Genomic DNA, 20,786 nt, shown 5'->3' on the forward strand with positions numbered 1-20,786 from the left:
GTTGTCTTAAGCAGACTTAACGTCGTTGGTAATGAGATAACGAATTACTTCGTCAGAAATCTTCATGAGACGCTCAAGTTCAGTTACAACTGCTGGTTCAGCAGTGAAATGTACCAGAACATAAAAACCATCACGGAATTTCTTGATCTCATACGCAAGACGGCGTTTACCCATAACGTCGTGAGCTGTAACTTCACCACCGCCGTTGGAGATGATGCCTTGGAATTTATCGACTGTAGCTTGAACAACTTCTTGCTCAATGTCAGGACGAATAATGTACATCACTTCATATTTGCGCATAATTTTCACCTCCTTATGGACTCTGGCCCTCAATCCAGGTTGAGAGCAAGGAACGAGCACAAACTCGAACTATATTAATATAACAAATACCGAGTCAAAGTGCAAGCAAACGTTCCCTGTACATATTGGCACATGATCAGCCTGGCTATGGAGCACACTACAGATGCAACGAAGTAACATAATCTCTAGAGGAGGTTTTATCATGGGTGAAAAAACCGAGTTTGAACCAGGAGACAAAGCACCAAACGATGGAGAGTACACGGAAGTCGGTGAAAAAAGCTTTGTTTCGGAAATTCAGAACCCGAAGCGTGTAACGCTGCAAAAAGGCGAATCTTTTCCCGAGACAAGCAATCATAATCGCAAGTGGAAGAAGCTGACCAAAGCCCGCGTCCACTAATCGCAATACCATTTTTTATGATCCATGTATATAAAACGTAATAAAGCACATAATACAATCAGGCGGTGCACGAGAGAGGTGTGGTTCCGTTGGACAACGAAGCCGATCATTCGCTGTTGGAGATTCATCACGTAATTTAAGAAGCAAGTGGTTCTGTGTTGTAAGGCCCTTCGTCTGAAGCACGCATATTGCTACGTGCAGTATACCAAGTTTCTGATTGTTACGACCGATTGTTTCCTAACAAACAAATGCACCGCCGGATAAAGAGCCCTTCGGGGCTCTTTATTTTTCGTTTAGTCATATATAATCCATTATTAATACATGGGCAAAATAACGTTAAACAAAAAAGACTTCCCTAATGGGAAGCCTTCTTCATTGATCCTTTTATTAAACTCAATGTGTATTGAGTAAATTGTAAATGAAGTGGCGGAAAGGGTGGGATTCGAACCCACGCACGCTGTGACACGCCTAACTGATTTCGAGTCAGCCCCCTTGGGCCTCTTGGGTACCTTTCCGCAGCAATATTGATTATAGCATGATCATTTACAGAACGCAACACTCATACCCAGCCTGCATGTAAACGTTATTTTGAGTACCCAATCCCGATTGCTTTCAAGGTCAGGATTCAGTGGAATCTTCCGCTGAGCGCAGTACCTTCTTCATGTTTTTCTCGAATTTCGCTCTTGGAATCAACACACTATGTTTACATCCGACACACTTAATCCGAATATCCATACCCATTCGAATGATCTCCATCTCATTGCTGCCACAGGGATGCTGCTTCTTCATCTGCACGATATCCCCAAGCTGGAAACTTTTACGCTCCACCTGTGCCATCCCCCTCATCTTTCTCCAGAGCTACTGCCTGCTCCAATGCTGCTTGATTGCTCATCTCATGATACTCCAGCGTTTTTTTCACATCGCCCTGAATCTGACGTTCCACCGAAGCACGAGAGTTAGGCATGCATTCGGCTACAATTCGCACCACATACTCTGACGTAGACATCGACTGTATACCGAGCACATCCGGCACCTTCACAATATTTAGATCACGCTCTTCAATCCCAATCAAAGACTTCTTCACCAGGTGTACAGACTCATCGAGACTCAAGTCCCCCTTCATCGGAATATCCACTACAGCTAGCGAATTCGACATGGAGTAGTTCGTTACACTTGCAATCGCCCCGTTCGGGATAATGTGCACCTCACCTTGCCAGCTGACCAGTTTGGTAGTTCTAAGTCCGATCACCTCAACCGTTCCCTTGTAGGTTCCCGTCTGAATAACATCCCCCACAGCGAATTGATCCTCCAATATAATGAAGAAACCCGTAATAACATCCTTGACCAAACCCTGTGCACCGAAACCAATGGCAAGCCCGAGCACACCAGCACTCGCGAGTAGCGGCCCAACTTGGATATTGATCTCAGATAACAGTAGCAGAATCATAATAAAATTACATGTTATGGAGGTCGCATTTTTCAACAGTTCCCCTACGGTTACGAATCTGCGCGGATTCACGCGAATCTTGCCTTCCTGCTTGCGTTCCATGGAACGATCTATAATTCGATATACCACCTTAATGACAATACGGGTGATGATAAAAATAATGATGATCCGGATTGAGCTGAACATAATGTTAAGCCACATATCAGGATCTGCGATTTTATTCCAAACTTTATCTGTCCAAAGAAGGGCTTCATTCACAGCACCAGCAGCACCAGTGTCATTCTCTTGAGCAAATTGAAATGGCAACATCCATCATCCCTCCTCTACATCGGTATGTTATCATAGCTGTCTTCTGTTTTGAAATAGAGGCCTCGGATCTCTACGAACTCGTTACGAATAATCTTCTGCACGCGCTCCAGATCCTCTTTTGGAAACTGGATACATAGCGCACAACCTGCTGTAATTTCTTTTGGCGTAGGGAATAAATCAATCTCTATCTCGGCAAACTCCAGCAGCATTTCAGCACGCAGTGCCTGCTGGGTTGAATCAAATGCAATCAGCATCCAATCGTTAATCCATTCGTCCATGTCCGGCTCCTTTCGCCATACGTCCAACCCCAGAGAAAAAGCTTGTCCTCGGGAAGTATAAAACGCTCTACCTTTCCATATACTGTTACTACTATTCCAAGGGAAAGGATAGATCCTATGAATCCTACTTCGCGTTCCTTTTCATCACAAGACATGACCAGTTTGAAAATCCCCCATACCGATCCAGGTATCCATTCGGCCATTACCCATCGTTTAATGTTCCATCTCTATAAAGCCCATTCTCTGCAAAATGTAGTGATCGTCTGCATCGGCACAGATCGCTCAACAGGCGACTGTCTTGGTCCTCTGGTCGGATCAGCCCTTTCCAAGTGGGACAGCCCTTTATTCCATCTATATGGTACCTTGGATGAACCCGTCCATGCGATGAACCTTCAGGATACGCTCCACAATATACAGAAAACACACCATAACCCTTATGTGATTGGCATCGACGCCTGCCTTGGGCAGTCATCCAGTGTAGGATGCATTCAAGTCGTGAATGGTCCACTCAAACCAGGTGCGGGGGTAAATAAAGAATTACCGCCGGTCGGCGATATCCATCTGACAGGTATCGTTAACGTCGGCGGCTTTATGGAATACTTTGTTCTACAGAACACGCGGCTCAGTCTCGTTATGCGCATGTCCGAGATTATATCCAGCAGTCTGTACTCGGCCATTCGGGAATGGCATACACGTTCTACTCTGCTTGCTGTGCCAGAGTAATAGCTTCCTTTTCCTCTGGGGACAGAGTGTACGCGGACTCTCCCCCTTTAAGAGGTTTGGCATATACGTAAGAACCGTCACGGTTATATATCCCCGTAAGGATCATGCCATCCTGGCTATCATTAATCATGGCCATTGAGAAGCTCAGATCACTGCCATTCTCTCCATAAGCATTGTATCTTTTTACGCCAACTTTACCTTGAATGCGGGTAAGCTTTTGCATGACAACTTGCAGCTGATTCGTTTGCAGTTTGTGTTCATCCTCAATGCTGTCCATCTGAATTTTCAGATTAATGAGTAATGATTCCAGGTCCTCTACTCCACTGCCAGCCATCATGGCTTCATATTTACGTTTAAACTTTCGTAACTTTGCCCCTTGAGCAATACTCACAATTAGCAAGATCACCGTAAGTAATGCCATTCCGCCAATAATCCATAACAGCTGTTCCAGAATCAGCTCATTTAATTCAGCCATGTAATTGCAACTACCCCTCTATATTTTTGATCAGATTAACGTCTGTCTGTAATATTATCATTCATTATAAATGAACCCGATATGCATAAGATTAATCATGCAGCTCTGTGCCAAATGTGTTCACCATTTCAACTCTAATCTAGTCTTAGTCTGCCCGTGTCAACTCCAACACTGCCTTAACGAGCGTATCCACATGTTCTCTAGTTGAATTGTATCCCACACTTGCTCTTACCGCTCCTGTAGCGGTTGTACCCGCAGATTCATGTGCAAGCGGTGTACAATGAAAACCGGAGCGAACCGCGATTCCATAATTCCGATCTAATCGGAAGGCGAGTTGTGCCGAATCATACCCTTCCACAGTAAAGGATACTAATCCGGTACGTGGCTGTCCAATCTCTGGACCGAGCATTCGAATGCCCTTAACGGACGACAGCCCTTCCATCATAAGTTGAGTCAATTCCCACTCATGCTGGTAGATGGCCGCTGTTGTCATCTCAAGTACATGCTTCACACCTGCATTCAGCCCTGCGATTCCGACTGTATTCGGCGTCCCCGCTTCATACCGATCAGGACGAACCTTCGGCTGCTCCAGCGCTTCTGACTGACTTCCTGTTCCTCCATGAAGTAAAGGCTCTATATCGAGCTCAGGAGCAATGTACAAGCCCCCTGTACCCTGAGGACCAAGCAGTCCCTTATGCCCTGGAAAAGCCAACATATCAATGCCCAATTGTTGCACATTCACAGGCATAACCCCAGCACTTTGAGCCGCATCTACCAACAAGATTGCCTGATGTTTACGACACAGGAGCGATATTTCACCAATAGGAAGAATACTTCCAAGTAGATTGGAACTATGTGTACAGACCACCATTCTGGTATTCGAACGAAACATACGTTCCATTTGCATCAGATCAATGGTTCCCGCAGCATTAACAGGTACATAATCAATCTCCACATTTCGGAGTCTGCGCATGTACTCCAGTGGTCGTCTGACTGAATTATGTTCCGCCATGGTGGCAATCACATGATCGCCTTCCATGAGCGAACCTTGAATAGCCAGATTCAGTGCTTCTGTCGTATTCGATCCGAAAGCAATATCATTCGCATTCTTGATTCCAAAAATATCGGATATAGATCTTCTGGCCTCGAACAGTACACGACTTGCCTGAACAGCCATCCGGTGACTGCCTCTGCCAGGATTGGCTCCTGCAATCTCCAGTGCACTCAGCATCGCATCACCGACAGCAGGTGGTTTGGGCCAAGACGTTGCTGCATGATCTAGATAGATAACTCCCTCCACCTCACAACCACCTCTGTCCCATTAATTAATTATTCGCCTGCACATAATGCACACATAACCCTGCAAACAAAGAATGACATATCGTTTCTCCATGGTACAGAGGCGATATGTCATGACATGAGTAAGCCCCGCATGTTGTTAATGAATCATCGATCCGACTATTATTGCAACAATTCCAATAGCCGTTCCAGATCCTGTTGACTGTAGTAGTTGAGCTCAATTTTACCTTTATCTTTATTATGCTTAATTTTCACTGTTGTTTTGAAACGTTCACGCAGTGACTCTTCCACCGTATCAATGAATGGATCTTTCTTCTTCAACTTCGATTTGGCTTTAGCCTCACCCGTCTTGGAACGATCCAGTTGTTGAACAGCTTCCTCCAACTCCCGCACACTCCATTGCTGGTCAATGGTTTGTTTGGCAAGTTGCTTCACCATAACCTCATCTTTAACACCCACGATCGCACGTGCATGTCCCATAGATAATGTTCCACGTGAAACATGGTCTTTTACTTCTTCCGGTAATGATAACAGACGCAAGAAGTTAGCAATGTGAGAACGTGATTTACCGACTTTTACAGACAACTCTTCCTGAGTCAACGCGAATTGGTCCATTAACCCCTGATAAGCAACTGCAACTTCCATGGCATTCAGATTCTCCCGTTGCAGATTCTCGATCAATGCAATCTCCATTACCTGCTGATCACTGAAGTTGCGGACTACAGCGGGTACGGTGGCATTACCACAATATTGCGAAGCTCTGAACCGACGTTCTCCGGCAATAATCTCATACCCTCGTAATACAGGACGAACAATAATGGGTTGTATGACACCATGCTGACGGATAGACTCAGCCAGTTCATGTATTGCTCCCTCATCAAATACCTTACGTGGTTGATAGGGGTTAGCCCGCAGTTGACTAATCGGGATTTCTACGACTTTATCATCGTCATTAATTGAAAGCGAAGGAATGAGGGCATCAAGACCTTTTCCAAGCCGCTTACTCATAAGAAATCACTTCCTTTGCGAGCTCTAAATACACTTCCGCCCCTCTTGACCGAGGGTCATACGTGATAATCGATTGACCATGAGATGGTGCTTCGCTAAGCCGTACGTTGCGCGGAATAATCGTTTGATATACTTTTTGTTGAAAATACTTCTTCACTTCTTCAATAACCTGTATCCCCAGATTGGTCCGTGCATCAAACATCGTCAGCAATACCCCTTCAATCTGCAGGGATGTATTCAGATGTTTTTGTACCAGACGAACCGTATTAAGCAACTGGCTTAATCCTTCAAGTGCATAATACTCACACTGGATCGGAATGATCACCGAATCGGAAGCGGTCAACGAATTGATCGTCAACATACCAAGGGAGGGTGGGCAATCGATCAGTATGTAATCATAGTTTTTTTTCACCATGGCGAGTGATTTTTTCAGGCGAACTTCCCGTGATATCGTGGACACCAATTCAATCTCGGCTCCGGCAAGCTGAATCGTTGCAGGTATGATATGAAGGCCTTCAATCTGAGTCTCCACAATTGCTTCTTGAGGAGGAACCTCATTAATAATGACATCATATATGCAATTAGCCACATCTGCTTTATTGATTCCGACTCCGCTGGTTGTATTCCCCTGAGGGTCAATATCGACAAGCAATACTCTTTTCCCGAGTGAAGCCAGTCCTGCACCCAAGTTAACAGATGTCGTCGTTTTCCCCACACCGCCCTTTTGATTTGCTACGGCCATAATCTTAGACAATTACTTCACCTCAAATAAAATAGGAGTCTTTTCTTGTAGGTTGTGAGATATTGTTAACAAAAAGCAGGCGGCTATCGTCCACACAAACAACAACTACCGTTTCCTCAATATACCGTTCTTTGAAAATATCAGGCCCGACTTGCTTTATAGACATAAAAAGCGGCTCATTGCCGCCATAAGCTTCAATTATTTGCGTTTGGGAATATGAATAACGATCTCGTAATGATCCTCATGGTCGGCTTCTTTTGTTTTGATGTCCAGACCAGAGCCAGTTACCATATCAATGGATTGGCGAATTGTATTAAGTGCAAGTCTTACGTCCTTGGTAAAGGAAACACGTTTAGATTTTTTAATCTTGGAGGATTCCTTGTAGAAAGCAACACGCGCCTCTGTCTGTTTCACATTCAATTCTTTTTCAATAATCTCACCGAGCAACTTCATCTGTAGTTCTTCCGTATCGAGAGAAAGTAATGCTCTTGCATGACGTTCAGAAATTTTGCGTTCCATTAATGCAGCCTTAATGCCTTCCGGGAGTTGTAACAACCGAATTTTGTTGGCAATGGTTGACTGGCTTTTGCCAAGTCGTTGTGCAAGACTTTCCTGTGTCAGTTGATGCAAGTCAATTAGCTTCTGATAGGCCACGGCTTCTTCTATCGAAGTCAATCCTTCACGTTGCAAGTTCTCAATTAGTGCAATGGATGCGGCTTGGGAATCGTTGAATTCACGCACAATGGCTGGAATCGTATCCAAACCCAGTTTTCGAACTGCACGCCAGCGACGTTCCCCAGCAATAATCTCATATGATCCATTTCGCACGCGAACGACAATAGGCTGAATTACGCCATGTGTTTTGATCGTCTGCAACAACTCATCAATTTTATCATCATCAAAAATAGTACGGGGTTGATATGGGCTGCTCACAATTTCATTAACCGGAATCTGTTTGATCTCATCTCCGTTATTGCGCTCCGCCAAACCAAACAACTTCGAAAATTGTTCTTTCATTCCGCAGATTACCACCTAGTTTCGTAATAGCTCCCACAGTCTTTGCAGGTGCTTCTTATTCAATAAGCGACCCTTCACATGCATCGTTCTTGGAATAAGTTTTGCCTTTCATAACGCTTCCTGTCATGCAACATTGAACGAATATCCATCTATCTATACATATACTCTATGATCACTGTAACCCAGGATCGGATACTTCTATTCTATCATCTTTTCTATCATAATCCTATGCTTACCTATTCTTTAAACTCTGCTTAATTTCCTGCTTTTTCTTTGTTAATATTGGGAATATGACGACTTGTACACATATAATTCTTGAAAATGTTTATGAGTTACTACGCGTCGGAATCGATCATTACTCATAATTAAAGAGATATGTACTAGGAAGTATCTGTGATGTTAATCCAGTCCTTCATTTCAGGAGACAAAAAAAGAAGATGTTTCACGTGAAACATCCTCTTTATCCATGTCTAAAATTCTATTCAGTTCGTTTTGATATACTTTAAAATCAACACGCAACTATACCAGCGGAGTCTTCATTGGAGTGCCTGGTTTGCGTGGGTACTTATATGGTGTCTTATCAAATTTCTGAATCAAGATGATATGACGCTCTGATTCTTCAACCGGTAGCTGGAAAGGGTGAACGGCTTTTACCCGTCCTTTCAGCTGATTGAAGCTGAACTCCGCTTCCTTCATTTCTTCACGCGGGTCTCCACCCTTCATCGCGGCGAACATTCCACCTTTACGAACAAAAGGAAGACAGAATTCATTCAGCACAGCCAGCTTGGCTACGGCACGCGCCGTAACGAGATCGTAACTGTCGCGATACCCTTCTTTGCGTCCAATCTCTTCAGCACGTCCATGGACCAACTCCACGTCTGTCAGGCCAAGGATATCTACCACATGCTGTAGAAAACCAATACGTTTATTCAATGAATCAATGATCGTGAGCTTGATGTGCGGGAAACAGATTTTCAGGGGTAATCCAGGAAAACCTGCTCCCGAACCAATATCAGCAAGCTTATTCACTTTGGTCATGTCTGTATAAAAAGCCAGCGATACCGAATCATAGAAATGCTTGGTGTACACTTGCTCCCGATCCGTAATTCCGGTCAGATTCATCTTTTCATTCCAAGATACCAGCTCCTGATAATACAGTTCGAATTGCTCCAACTGGAGTTCGCCCAGCTCTAATCCATGTTTCTTTAAGCGCCGCTGCAGTTGCTGTTGAATATCGTCCATTATTGTCCCCTTGCTGCGGTTACACGGTTATAATGCTCCAGGTAGACCAGCAGAATGGAGATGTCGGCAGGAGTAACTCCAGCAATACGAGAAGCCTGACCAATCGAGATTGGACGAATCGTAGCGAGCTTCTGCTTGGCTTCCATAGCAAGACCATGAATCTCATCATATACGATAGTGTCCGGAATTTTCTTTTTCTCCATCTTTTGCAAACGTTCCACGTGGATCAATTGTTTCTCAATATAACCCGCATATTTAATTTGTATTTCCACTTGTTCTTTCATATCTGCTGTCAGTTCTACCTCAGATGGTGAGAGCTGTTCAATCAGTTCATACCCCAGCTCTGGGCGACGAAGCAAGGTAAGCAACGTACTTCCATCCTGAATAGGTGTAGATCCGTACTCTTCCAGCTTGGCGTTCACTTCAACCGGGCGAGCTTTAGCCACTTTCAGACGCGCGACTTCCTGCTCGACTTTCGCCTTTTTATCCAGGAATTTCGCATAACGATCTTCAGGAATCAGTCCAATATCATGTCCGATTTCCGTCAAACGCATATCTGCATTATCATGGCGAAGCAACAGACGATATTCGGCACGTGAAGTCAACAGACGATAAGGCTCATTCGTACCCTTCGTTACCAGATCATCGATCAGCACGCCAATATAACCTTGGGAACGATCAAGCACAATCGGCTCTTTGTCTTGTACTTTGCGTGCTGCATTAATGCCGGCCATAACGCCTTGTCCAGCCGCTTCTTCATAACCGGAAGTACCGTTAATCTGTCCCGCTGTGAACAGACCTGGCAGACGTTTGGTTTCAAGGGATGGCCACAATTGTGTAGGCACCATCGCATCGTATTCAATCGCATAACCGTTACGCATCATTTCTACTTTTTCCATACCTGGAATCGAGCGCAGAACCGCAAGCTGAACGTCTTCTGGCAGACTTGTAGATAGCCCCTGCACATAATACTCCGATGTATTTTTGCCTTCCGGCTCCAGGAAAATCTGATGTTTCGGTTTGTCGCTAAACCGGACAATTTTATCTTCAATGGATGGACAATAGCGTGGTCCAGTCCCTTCGATTACACCCGAAAACATCGGTGCACGATGCAGATTATCATTAATAATCTGATGTGTTTCCACAGATGTATACGTCAACCAGCAAGGCAGCTGCTCATTATCAGAAGATTCGGTTTCATAGGAAAAGAACTTCGGCTCATCATCGCCAGGCTGAATTTCGGTTTTACTAAAATCGATCGTATCCTTGTGTACACGTGGTGGTGTACCTGTTTTGAAACGAACCAGATCGAAGCCCAGTTCACGCAAATGCTCTGACAATTTAAGAGATGGCTGTTGATTGTTCGGTCCACTCTCATACATCAACTCACCCATAATTACTTTACCGCGCAAGTATGTGCCTGTCGTCAGAACGACTGCTTTCGCCCGATACTCAGTTCCGGTCTGAGTCACGACTCCTACACACTTTCCATCTTCAACGATCAGTCGATCAACCATACCCTGACGCATGGTCAGATTACGTTCATTCTCCATCGTTTCCTTCATTTTATGCTGGTAGGAGAATTTATCTGCCTGAGCACGAAGCGCGTGAACAGCTGGCCCTTTACCCGTGTTAAGCATCCGCATCTGAATAAAGGTCTTATCGATATTCCGTCCCATTTCTCCACCAAGTGCATCAATCTCACGCACAACATGTCCTTTAGCTGGTCCCCCAATGGATGGGTTACAAGGCATAAAGGCTACCATATCCAGATTGATCGTAATCATCAGTGTTTTGGACCCCATACGGGCTGCGGCCAGCGCGGATTCCACACCAGCATGTCCTGCACCAACGACGATTACATCATAACTGCCGCCATCAAAAGCCATTCCTGTTTACCTCCTTATAATGAAAACGAAATACTTCTAACCGTTCATCGGAACTTGCATTCCTATCTATATGAAACCAACACGTAATGGCTACAACATCATTCCATCCTTTGACAACAGGCAGAAATTGTACCTTTCCATCATACACTACGATTCAAGCTTATCCGCAGTATATTTTTTTTACTTTCCTAGACAGAACTGGGAGAAAATCTGATCAATTAATGCATCATGTGCTGTATCTCCAACAATTTCGCCCAAATGCTCCCACGCCAAACGAACATCAATCTGAATCATATCGATTGGAACGAACTGCTCTGCCGCTTCATAGGCATCAACCAGAGACTGCTTCGCTTTTTTGAGCAAAGCAATATGACGCACATTACTGACATAGGTCAGGTCTGCGGACTCCAGCTTACCACTGAAGAATAGCGTAGAGATGGCATCTTCCAGTCGATCTACACCCAGATCATCTTTCACCGACATCGGTACAAGCCGTTCTTCCGGAATGTAACGAAGCAGCACGTCACGTTCTACCTGTGGCGTTAAGTCCATTTTATTCATAATGATTATCGATTGTCTACCGCGGATTTGTTCCAATAATTCAATCTCATCCGGATGGAGTGGCTCCGCAGCATTCACAACCATTAAGATCAGATCGGCTTCACTTACCGCAGAACGAGAGCGTTCTACCCCGATCTTCTCTACGACGTCCATCGTTTCCCGGATTCCTGCCGTATCCAGCAACTTCAGCGGAATATTATTAATCGTAATGAACTCCTCGATCACGTCACGAGTTGTTCCTGGAATGTCCGTCACGATAGCTCGATTGTCTTGCGCAAGTGTATTCATCAATGAGGATTTCCCCACGTTAGGTCGTCCAACGATAGCCGTCGTGATACCTTCTCGCAGGATCTTTCCTTGTTCTGCTGTAGTCAGCAGTTTATCAATTTCAGTCATAACCTGACTGGACTTTTCTTTAATAAAATCAGACGTTAACGACTCCACATCATGCTCGGGGTAATCGATATTTACTTCAATATGAGCCAGTGTTTCCACCAATGTATATCGTAGATCGCGCAGTTTGGAAGACAGTTTGCCTTCAACTTGTTTCAGTGCAACCGAGAAAGCCCGGTCCGATTTGGAACGAATAAGATCCATGACACCTTCAGCCTGAGACAGGTCAATCCGCCCATTGAGGAAAGCACGCTTCGTGAACTCACCGGGTTCAGCCAGACGAATATCAAGCTGTAACAGCAGGTCCATGACCCGTTTTACAGACACTACACCGCCATGCGCACTGATCTCTACGACATCTTCTGTTGTGAATGACCGAGGTGCACGCATTACCGTAACTAGCACTTCCTCAATCTTCTCGCCGCTCGCCGGATCTATGATATGACCATAATGAACCGTATGAGATGCTGCTTGAGTTAAAGGCGTTTTGCTGCGAAAAATCTTTTCCGTCTCCGACACTGCTTCCGGGCCGCTGACCCGGATCACGGCGATACCCGCCTCTCCGACAGCCGTTGATATCGCTGTGATCGTATCACTGATCATGGTTATCTCTCCTTGCTCTATTTTAAAATTGCCGCCCCTCAGGGGACGCCATATCCATTTTCAAATCTATTAATGATATATCATATGACATGCCACTTATCGTATTAAGTTCACTGTTTACCTGTGTTACGTAACTGATCAAATTGCTTCTGTACGAAAAAAGCAATGGCTTCTGCACCGGGCAGGAAGCCATTGCGTCTTCAATTTCGTTTTATTTCGTGGTAATAACCACACGCCGATTAGGCTCTTCGCCCTTACTTAACGTCTTAATCTGCGGGTGATTCTGCAGTTTTGCATGGATGACTTTTCGTTCGAGCGGAGGCATTGGCTCCAGTACAACTTCCTTGCCGGTACGGATAGCTTGTCCAGCCAACCGTTCAGCCAGATCCTCCAGCGTCTTCCGCCGACGTTGACGGAAATTCTCCGCGTCGAGCACAATTCGAACGAAGCTTTCCGAGTATCGGTTCGCTACAATGTTCGTTAGATACTGAAGCGCATCCAGCGTCTGTCCACGTCTGCCAATAATCATGCCCAGGTCTTCACCGGCAATATTGAAGATATGTCCATCCCGCTGTTTTTTGATATGCACTTCAACATCAAGTCCCATACCTGCTGCGACCTCTTTCAAGAAAGCAGCCGCTTCTTCATAGGGATTTTTAGCTGCGACACCCTCAAGTAATGGATCTACTTCAGTTACGTGTGCGGCTGGCTTGATCGGCTGTTGAACAACTTCGGGTACAGGCAATAGTTTTACTTCAACTTTGGCCGCCTTCACCCCGATCAAACCCAGGAATCCTTTTGACGGCTGCTCTAACACTTGTATCTCGACCTTGTCCCGACTCACGCCAAGCTCGGCCAATCCTTGGTTTACAGCATCTTCAACGGTTTTTCCTGACGTAATGACTTTGGTCATTTCGATTTTTTGGCCCCTTTCGACCCTTTTCCAGAGACGGTCGCTTTGCCACCGTTTTTGCGTTTAGCTCCATTTTTGGAAGAGCTGTTCTGCTTCACGTTGACCTCAGCCACGATTTTATCATTATTCCGGTAAAGGAAATAGTTTTGCACGATCGTGTAGATGTTACTGTAGAACCAGTACAGCGGAAGTGCTGACGGGAACTGATAAGACATCACGAAGATCAAAATCGGGTATACCCATAGCATAAACTGCATCGGACCCACTTGCTGTGCAGGGTTCATACGCATCATCATCCATGTTTGAATGAATGTTGTGATCGCAGCCAGCACTGGCAAAATAAACAGGTGATCCGGTTCCCCGAGCTGGAGCCACAAGAAATCATGTGTTCTCAGACTGGAGTTTCCGTAAATTGAGTTATAAAGTGCGATGTAAATCGGCATCTGAATCAGAAGTGGTAGACAACCCGCCATCGGATTAACTTTGTTCTCCTGAAACAACTTCATTGTTTCTTGCTGAACTTTCTCAGGTGTATCTTTAAACTTGGCTTGAATCTCCTTCAGCTGCGGCTGAATGGCCTGCATAGCTTTGGAGCTACGGACCTGTTTCATTGTTAGTGGTAAAATTAATGTCCGTACAATAAGCACCATCACGAGGACGGCCAGTCCATATTCACCTTTGAACCAGTTAGCGAATGTATCCAGCGCCAGTGAGAACCAGTACACAACATTGGCTTGCCAAAAAGAATCACTATTCTTCAGATCTTCCGTAGTAACCCCGGCTCCTTGTGGAGTACATCCGGCGAGTACAGTGACCATTGCAATGACTGCAATGAGGAGAATCCACTTCCCCTTTGATGTCTTCAATCGCGACACTTCATAACCCCTCTCTTAACCATTCCATTCCACCGTAAATCATACCATAATTAGGAGGACAAATAAACCGAAGCTTACCGCTTGCTCGACTTCAAAAGTGAGCCCTTGCGCATCGCATGGAGCAGGCTTTTTTCCATCTCCTTATAGGGCATGTCCAGTGCACCTTTTCTGACGATAAAAATCAGATCCATCTGCGTGACAATCTCATGCTCATGATGACGAACAATTTCCTTAATCATGCGTCTCATCCGGTTGCGTACGACAGCGTTTCCGATTTTCTTGCTGCATGATACGCCGACCCGGAATTGTTCCGTATCTTTACGGCGGCAGCCATACACCACGAATTGATGATTGGCAAACGATTTCCCATACCGGTATACGCGGCTAAAGTCCGCCCGGTTTCGTAGACGCAGTCTTTTATACACGGCGCTTCTCCTTGCTGTTCTCCACCATTGTTATTGACGGAGGCCTCATTACTGATTTAGTATAGGCTTTCTTGAATAACGGTAAACCGTCTTAACGACAACTTCATTTGGGATGAATGTTGATCAGGCACTTGAACTGATCAGCATTCATCCCGGATGAATGTTGATCGTTCATTTAAACCGAGCAAACATTCATCCTTGATGATTGTTGAACAGCCACTTTAACGGAACCAACATTCATCCCGGATGATTGTTGATCGGTCATTTAAACCGAGCAAACATTCATCCTTATATAAGGTAAGTTTTCGAAAATGGAAAACTCACTCGACATACATAGATGTGTATTCAGCACTTTTCCGCAGACCATTCAGACCTGATCTGTACCAGCATCCAGTCTGAAATGATCCAAATTAAGAAAAAAAAGACCACCTCGGTGGTCTTCAATGCATTAAGCACTCAGGTTTTTACGGCCTTTAAGGCGACGTGCGGCCAAAATTTTACGGCCGTTGCTCGTGCTCATTCTTTTCCGGAAACCATGAACTTTTTTACGTTTGCTAACGTTCGGTTTGAATGTAGGTCTCAATGTATTGCACCTCCTCACAAGGAAATACTTATGTGATGAATCACTTTCATCTTCACAGAAAACACCTTTATATATTTAACCATGATCACCTGGAAAAGTCAACTGCAAGGCTCAAGGCTTCTCCCTCTTTTATATACGCTCTCTATCCCGCCAAAAATGATGACCACAGTCCGTTCACTTGATTACCATTAACAAGCCCCGAAGAGAGTCATAAAAAGTTATCCCCAGACCCTGATCAGACCACGAAATTGCATCATTTACAGTTATCCACACCCTCCAATACCCGTTATCTCCTTTATTTTATTCTGTTTAAAGTTATTCACATGTGGATAATGATTATAGGCCACCAATATAGTTAATTTTAATCAGGTTGTATCCGCTTCAATTAAGGTTTACAAGCTTTTGAGAAAGGTGTAGGATAAAAATCACATCTTGTATACAAGTAGTCCTTTGAAAAAAACATTAGCCGTTATCTTGCAGACTACAGACTATGGATTTAGCTGAAATATCCCGTCCGCAAAGTAGTTATGCTATGATCAGTAATGAACTGATTACTTATTAATAGGAGCGTTAGCCATATGCTATTTCCTTCTTCCTGGCTTCAAGGGGCTTCCCGTGGTGAAGCTATTGCCTGCGAATTAAGGCTGCGGATCATTAGCGGTACCCTTCGTCCTGGAGAGATTTTGTCGGAAAATCGAATTGCGGCTGATTTTGACAGCAGTCGGTCACCTGTCCGTGAAGCGTTAAGAACATTGTCTAATGAAGGTCTTATTCGGCTTGAACGTATGGGTGTCGTTGTTCTGGGATTACGGATCAAGGATGTCGAAGAATTGTATGATGTCCGTTTCCTGATTGAAAGTTTTGTACAGCAGCGGCTCGCTGGTGATGTTCCAGAGTCTTTAATCACCCAGTTGCGCAATGTGATCGACAAAATGCAACTCGCTGGAAGGCATCAGGACGCTGTCGAATTCGCCTATCAGGATCTCGTTTTCCACGAGACCATTATTGAAACTGCCCAGCATTCCCGTATTTCACATCTATGGAAGAGTATTCGATATGTTGTGATGACCGTTATGCTGCTCACGACGCGCAGAGTATTTGTTCAAGGTGAGCAGAAAGTAAGCGCTGTAATTGAGAAGCACCGTTTGCTGGTTGAAGCACTTGAATCCGGTGACAAAATGCTCATTCAGGCTGGAGTCCGCACGTATTTCCAAGATTCCGGCAAAACCCTGCACGAAAGCTTTGATTCCTAAAAGGAGCAAGGCGTTTGCAATCATATCCGTCGTGAATGATTGCGGCTTAACTTGTCGACAAGTATACAAAATGCGATTATGTTTCAAATTTGGGCATGATAAAACTACATTTCTAGCCAACACCTCTTTTCCAGAACCGGCACGAAAAAAATGTAGACGACAATCTCACTTGTAAGCGTTCTATATCAGAATTAAAGGAGCACACCACATCATGAGCACTCTTTTTGGACTATCCCATAATGCAACATTATTGGTCTGGACGTTAATTGCGATCGTTTTTCTGATCGTTTTGATCTCCAAATATAAATGGAATCCCTTTATCACCCTGCTGTTGTCCGCATTAATGCTTGGTTTGCTTACAGGCATGAAACCTGCCGATGTGATCTCTTCCATTACCGGGGGACTAGGTGGCACACTTGGAACCATTGCAATTGTTATTGCTCTTGGTACGATGCTCGGTAAGATGATGGCCGAATCCGGCGGTGCCGAGCGCATTGCAACTACATTGGTCGATCGGTTTGGTGTGAAACGTGTGCACTGGGCCATGATGATCGTTGGATTCATCGTCGGTATCCCTGTTTTCTTCGAAGTCGGCGTTATTCTGATGATCCCCATCATTTTTACCGTCGCGCGTAAAACCAATATGTCATTATTGCAGATCGGTATTCCCATTTTGGCGGGTCTGTCGACTGTACACGGTTTGGTTCCACCCCACCCAGCGCCAATGATTGCAATTGAAGCCTTCAGCGCGGATCTGGGTAAAACCATTTTGTACTCCCTTATTGTTGGTATTCCTACAGCGATTATTGCAGGTCCTTTGTTTGGTAAATTTATTGGTAAAAGAATACACACCGAACCGCCAGCTGAACTGGCTGAACAATTCGCAACCAAAACAAACAGCAACATGCCAGGGTTTGGTATTACCCTGTTTACCATATTGCTGCCGGTTATTCTGATGCTGATTGGTTCCATAGCCAGCATCATTGACCCAAATGCCACAAGCGGCTTCACCGTTTTCAGTGAATTTATCGGTCATGAGATCATTGCTCTGCTCATTTCAGTTGTATTTGCCCTCTTTTCACTCGGATTCGCACGTGGATTCACCAAACACGATATTTCCCGCTTCACCAGTGAATGTCTGGCGCCTACGGCGACCATCATTCTCATTATTGGCGGAGGCGGTGCCTTCAAACAGGTCTTGATCAATAGTGGTGTAGGTAACGCCATTGCTGAAGTCGCTACCCATGCCAACATCAACGTGATCCTGTTTGCCTGGCTTGTTGCAGCACTTATTCGTGTAGCTACCGGTTCAGCCACCGTAGCCATGACAACAGCTGCCGGTATCGTCGCTCCAGTCCTTGCACTCACACCAGGTGCCAATATTGAGCTGGTTGTACTCGCCACAGGCGCGGGGTCACTCATCTTGTCCCATGTAAACGATGCAGGATTCTGGATGATCAAAGAATTCTTTAATATGAGCGTCGCCCAAACATTGAAAACGTGGACCGTTATGGAAACACTATTATCCGTGGTCGGACTGATCTTTATTTTGCTGCTAAGTACAGTCGTATAAATGGATTATCTATAGTAGAAAAAAAATTAAAATCTTATCGCTTTCTGGAGAAAGAAGGATTAAATACATGAACAACTACATGATTGGGATCGATATCGGTACCACCAGCACCAAATCCGTGTTATTTACCGAGCAGGGCTCCGTCGTCAGTACCTCAACGCAGGAATATCCTTTGTATACTCCGGCACCCGATGTTGCCGAGCAGGACCCCGAGGAGATTGTACAGGCGGCCCTCCGCTCTGTGCGAGGAGTCATGAATCAGAGTGGTGTTGCTGCCGAGCAGATCCTGTTCGTATCCTGCAGCTCGGCCATGCACAGTGTCATTGCCATGGATCAGGACGACAAACCCTTAACTCGGTGCATCACCTGGGCGGATAATCGAAGTGCAGCATGGTCTGCCCAGCTGCAAGAGAATGGATTGGGCCATCGCATCTATCTGCGCACGGGTACACCGATCCATCCCATGTCACCGCTGACCAAATTAATGTGGCTGCGCCACGATGAACCTGAACTTTTTGAACGCACAGCCAAATTTATTTCTATTAAAGAGTATCTGTTCTTCCGTCTATTCGGACAATATGTCGTCGACCATTCCATCGCTTCTTGCACAGGCTTGCTCAATTTGGAACAACTGGACTGGGACGCAGAAGCCCTTGAGATTGCAGGCATTACACCCGACCATCTGTCGAAGCTCGTACCCACAACACATATATTAGAAGGAATGAATCACGAATCAGCTGAAAAAATGGCTCTCTCCCCCTCCACGCCCTTCGTTATTGGCGCAAGTGACGGGGTTTTGTCCAATCTCGGCGTAAACGCCATTGAACCTGGTGTTGTTGCAGCAACCATCGGAACCAGCGGGGCCATTCGCACTGTCGTGGACCGGCCGGTTACCGACCCCAAAGGTCGGACTTTCTGTTACGCTCTCACAGAGAATCTTTGGGTCATTGGCGGACCTGTGAATAACGGTGGCATGTTATTTCGCTGGGTGCGGGATGAATTCGCAGCATCTGAAGTGGAGACAGCGAAACGACTCGGCATCAATTCCTATGATGTGCTGACCAAAATTGCCGAACGTGTCCGGCCGGGATCGGAAGGACTTCTGTTTCATCCGTACCTTTCGGGCGAACGTGCCCCTTTGTGGAATCCGGATGCCCGCGGTTCATTTTTCGGCTTAACACTCCATCATCAGAAAGAGCATATGATCCGCGCTGTTTTGGAAGGGGTCATTTTCAACCTATACACGGTACTGCTCGCCATGGAAGAACAGATTGGGCAACCTACCTCCATTCAAGCCACCGGTGGGTTTGCACGCTCTCCTCTCTGGCGCCAAATGATGTCCGATATCTTCAATCAGGAAGTCGTTGTGCCCGAAAGCTTCGAAAGTTCCTGTCTGGGAGCCGTCGTGCTTGGGTTGTACGCTACCGGAAGAATTGACTCGCTTCATGCCGTTTCTTCCATGGTGGGTACAACACATCGTCATACACCTGTCAAAGAGAATGCTGCACTCTATCAGGAGCTGCTGCCCATCTTTATTCGGATCTCTCGCAAACTGGAAGAGGAATACGCAGATATTGCTGAATTTCAACGCAAGATGTCCATTGATCGTCCTTAAATTATCAATCCCTATGTAGTCTCCACACAAAAAAGAGGGTGTCCCCTGAAACCAAAAGTCGGTTTCAGGGGACACCCTCTTTTGATATAAATTCATAAAATGTCGTTTGGATTCATATCATATCTTCATACACTTCTACCTCAATATTTGAGTTTCGGCTTACCTCTACATTCCGGATAATTCATATTCAACTTGTCTTAAAATGAATTCCTCTTTGTTCATTATCCATCTATATCGATGTCAACAGATCGCCATCTCCTCAGAAGCCAGATCACATTTCTTGTTTAACGATACGCCAATTCGGCTCTTTTCCGCCTTCCAGCCTTACCCTGAATTCATGGATTTTATCATCTCACCTTTCGCTTTAAAACACGAGGGGTAGAGGTAACTCTTTTCACGATCTCGATCATGCTCCATTTTCACTTTGCGGTTATCCACAGACAGGTTATTCACAAACGAAGAATACTTTTACACACAATTTGGCATCATTTGACGGATAACCTGTGTATAAAACATTTTTGCTTTTTGGGTCATTCTGTCGAAAATTAAACAGTTTATAAACAATATATTGTGTTGTGACTAAAAATTATACACAAGTTATTGAATTTGTGGATAAAATCACGCGATACGTTGAAATGCGGGGTTTCTTTTGCTATGATTGTATTACTTTTGGATGTGAATATGTGATCTGACCCATAATATTATCAACAGCCTGTGGATAAAGTTGTGAACAATTTTCCGTTGTTCATACTTTTTTTGTTTTCGACCTGCGGGGGTTTGGGGATAAATTCAACAATATATCTCGTATTTCGACACTGCATCATGGCTTAAGCCACACTTGGAACATGTAAAAGGAGTGACAGTCT

At 45.0% G+C, this 20,786-nt stretch carries 21 protein-coding genes and 1 tRNA gene; 5 read left to right on the plus strand and 17 right to left on the minus strand.

Going from position 1 to position 20,786, the window contains the following annotated elements; all coding sequences use genetic code 11:
- Positions 1 to 6: 6 nt before the first annotated feature.
- Positions 7 to 300, minus strand: a complete 294-nt coding sequence (gene rpsF, locus NYE45_RS30195) for a 30S ribosomal protein S6 (RefSeq protein WP_036611944.1) — start codon at positions 298 to 300, stop codon at positions 7 to 9.
- A gap of 202 nt (positions 301 to 502) precedes the next feature.
- Here rpsF and NYE45_RS30200 point away from each other — a divergent pair, with 202 nt between their 5' ends.
- On the plus strand, positions 503 to 697 hold the full coding sequence (locus NYE45_RS30200; protein WP_017691430.1) for a YjzC family protein: 195 nt from the start codon (positions 503 to 505) through the stop codon (positions 695 to 697).
- Positions 698 to 1,121: 424 nt separating this feature from the next.
- Here the strand turns inward: NYE45_RS30200 and NYE45_RS30205 are convergent.
- The 4 genes from NYE45_RS30205 to NYE45_RS30220 all read right to left on the minus strand — a co-directional run bounded on the left by NYE45_RS30205 (position 1,122) and on the right by NYE45_RS30220 (position 2,731).
- Positions 1,122 to 1,212 (minus strand) — tRNA-Ser (locus tag NYE45_RS30205).
- A 103-nt stretch (positions 1,213 to 1,315) separates the two neighbouring features.
- On the minus strand, positions 1,316 to 1,525 hold the full coding sequence (locus NYE45_RS30210; RefSeq protein ID WP_036611950.1) for a DUF951 domain-containing protein: 210 nt from the start codon (positions 1,523 to 1,525) through the stop codon (positions 1,316 to 1,318).
- On the minus strand, positions 1,515 to 2,453 hold the full coding sequence (locus NYE45_RS30215; RefSeq protein WP_340015132.1) for a mechanosensitive ion channel family protein: 939 nt from the start codon (positions 2,451 to 2,453) through the stop codon (positions 1,515 to 1,517). Before NYE45_RS30215 ends, NYE45_RS30210 begins: the two co-directional genes overlap by 11 nt.
- Before the next feature lie 14 nt (positions 2,454 to 2,467).
- Positions 2,468 to 2,731: a DUF3343 domain-containing protein gene (locus NYE45_RS30220; RefSeq protein WP_017691427.1), complete on the minus strand. Its 264-nt coding sequence runs from the start codon at positions 2,729 to 2,731 to the stop codon at positions 2,468 to 2,470.
- A 117-nt stretch (positions 2,732 to 2,848) separates the two neighbouring features.
- Between NYE45_RS30220 and yyaC the strand changes: the two genes are divergently transcribed.
- Entirely contained in the window at positions 2,849 to 3,454 is a 606-nt protein-coding gene (yyaC, locus tag NYE45_RS30225; protein ID WP_036611957.1) for a spore protease YyaC, read from the plus strand.
- On the opposite strand, the gene NYE45_RS30230 is transcribed toward yyaC, so the two are convergent.
- The 12 genes from NYE45_RS30230 to rpmH all read right to left on the minus strand — a co-directional run bounded on the left by NYE45_RS30230 (position 3,429) and on the right by rpmH (position 15,479).
- Positions 3,429 to 3,929: a DUF4446 family protein gene (locus NYE45_RS30230; protein ID WP_340015133.1), complete on the minus strand. Its 501-nt coding sequence runs from the start codon at positions 3,927 to 3,929 to the stop codon at positions 3,429 to 3,431. The genes yyaC and NYE45_RS30230 overlap by 26 nt on opposite strands.
- A 145-nt stretch (positions 3,930 to 4,074) precedes the next feature.
- Positions 4,075 to 5,229: an aminotransferase class V-fold PLP-dependent enzyme gene (locus tag NYE45_RS30235; RefSeq protein WP_340015134.1), complete on the minus strand. Its 1,155-nt coding sequence runs from the start codon at positions 5,227 to 5,229 to the stop codon at positions 4,075 to 4,077.
- A 161-nt stretch (positions 5,230 to 5,390) separates the two neighbouring features.
- The gene (locus NYE45_RS30240; protein ID WP_336763396.1) at positions 5,391 to 6,236 is read right to left on the minus strand and encodes a ParB/RepB/Spo0J family partition protein; all 846 of its coding nucleotides are present in this window, start codon (positions 6,234 to 6,236) and stop codon (positions 5,391 to 5,393) included.
- Positions 6,229 to 6,990: an AAA family ATPase gene (locus tag NYE45_RS30245; protein WP_024629525.1), complete on the minus strand. Its 762-nt coding sequence runs from the start codon at positions 6,988 to 6,990 to the stop codon at positions 6,229 to 6,231. Before NYE45_RS30245 ends, NYE45_RS30240 begins: the two co-directional genes overlap by 8 nt.
- Positions 6,991 to 7,176: 186 nt before the next feature.
- Positions 7,177 to 7,995: a nucleoid occlusion protein gene (gene noc, locus NYE45_RS30250; protein WP_062836524.1), complete on the minus strand. Its 819-nt coding sequence runs from the start codon at positions 7,993 to 7,995 to the stop codon at positions 7,177 to 7,179.
- 519 nt (positions 7,996 to 8,514) lie between these two features.
- Positions 8,515 to 9,237, minus strand: a complete 723-nt coding sequence (gene rsmG, locus NYE45_RS30255; RefSeq protein ID WP_340015135.1) for a 16S rRNA (guanine(527)-N(7))-methyltransferase RsmG — start codon at positions 9,235 to 9,237, stop codon at positions 8,515 to 8,517.
- Positions 9,237 to 11,126, minus strand: a complete 1,890-nt coding sequence (gene mnmG, locus NYE45_RS30260; protein ID WP_076332217.1) for a tRNA uridine-5-carboxymethylaminomethyl(34) synthesis enzyme MnmG — start codon at positions 11,124 to 11,126, stop codon at positions 9,237 to 9,239. Before mnmG ends, rsmG begins: the two co-directional genes overlap by 1 nt.
- A gap of 180 nt (positions 11,127 to 11,306) precedes the next feature.
- Positions 11,307 to 12,683: a tRNA uridine-5-carboxymethylaminomethyl(34) synthesis GTPase MnmE gene (mnmE, locus tag NYE45_RS30265; RefSeq protein WP_340015136.1), complete on the minus strand. Its 1,377-nt coding sequence runs from the start codon at positions 12,681 to 12,683 to the stop codon at positions 11,307 to 11,309.
- Positions 12,684 to 12,894: 211 nt separating this feature from the next.
- On the minus strand, positions 12,895 to 13,596 hold the full coding sequence (gene jag, locus NYE45_RS30270; protein WP_340015137.1) for an RNA-binding cell elongation regulator Jag/EloR: 702 nt from the start codon (positions 13,594 to 13,596) through the stop codon (positions 12,895 to 12,897).
- The gene (locus NYE45_RS30275; protein ID WP_062836519.1) at positions 13,593 to 14,471 is read right to left on the minus strand and encodes a YidC/Oxa1 family membrane protein insertase; all 879 of its coding nucleotides are present in this window, start codon (positions 14,469 to 14,471) and stop codon (positions 13,593 to 13,595) included. The genes jag and NYE45_RS30275 overlap by 4 nt, the downstream gene beginning before the upstream one ends.
- Positions 14,472 to 14,545: 74 nt before the next feature.
- Complete coding sequence (rnpA, locus tag NYE45_RS30280) at positions 14,546 to 14,896, minus strand: ribonuclease P protein component (RefSeq protein WP_036611981.1); 351 nt, start codon at positions 14,894 to 14,896, stop codon at positions 14,546 to 14,548.
- Between the two features lie 448 nt (positions 14,897 to 15,344).
- The gene (rpmH, locus tag NYE45_RS30285; protein ID WP_017691413.1) at positions 15,345 to 15,479 is read right to left on the minus strand and encodes a 50S ribosomal protein L34; all 135 of its coding nucleotides are present in this window, start codon (positions 15,477 to 15,479) and stop codon (positions 15,345 to 15,347) included.
- Between the two features lie 578 nt (positions 15,480 to 16,057).
- Between rpmH and NYE45_RS30290 the strand changes: the two genes are divergently transcribed.
- The 3 genes from NYE45_RS30290 (at position 16,058) to gntK (ending at position 19,920) form a co-directional block, all read left to right on the plus strand.
- Positions 16,058 to 16,732, plus strand: coding sequence for a GntR family transcriptional regulator (locus NYE45_RS30290; protein WP_340015138.1), 675 nt, complete (start codon positions 16,058 to 16,060; stop codon positions 16,730 to 16,732).
- Between the two features lie 211 nt (positions 16,733 to 16,943).
- A complete protein-coding gene (locus tag NYE45_RS30295; protein ID WP_076332220.1) occupies positions 16,944 to 18,305 on the plus strand; it encodes a gluconate:H+ symporter in 1,362 nt (453 codons plus the stop codon).
- A gap of 67 nt (positions 18,306 to 18,372) precedes the next feature.
- Complete coding sequence (gene gntK, locus NYE45_RS30300) at positions 18,373 to 19,920, plus strand: gluconokinase (RefSeq protein ID WP_340015139.1); 1,548 nt, start codon at positions 18,373 to 18,375, stop codon at positions 19,918 to 19,920.
- The last annotated feature ends 866 nt before the right edge of the window (positions 19,921 to 20,786 follow it).

Origin of the sequence: Paenibacillus sp. FSL K6-1318 (assembly GCF_037976905.1) — a bacterium.
Lineage (GTDB): Bacteria > Bacillota > Bacilli > Paenibacillales > Paenibacillaceae > Paenibacillus > Paenibacillus amylolyticus_A.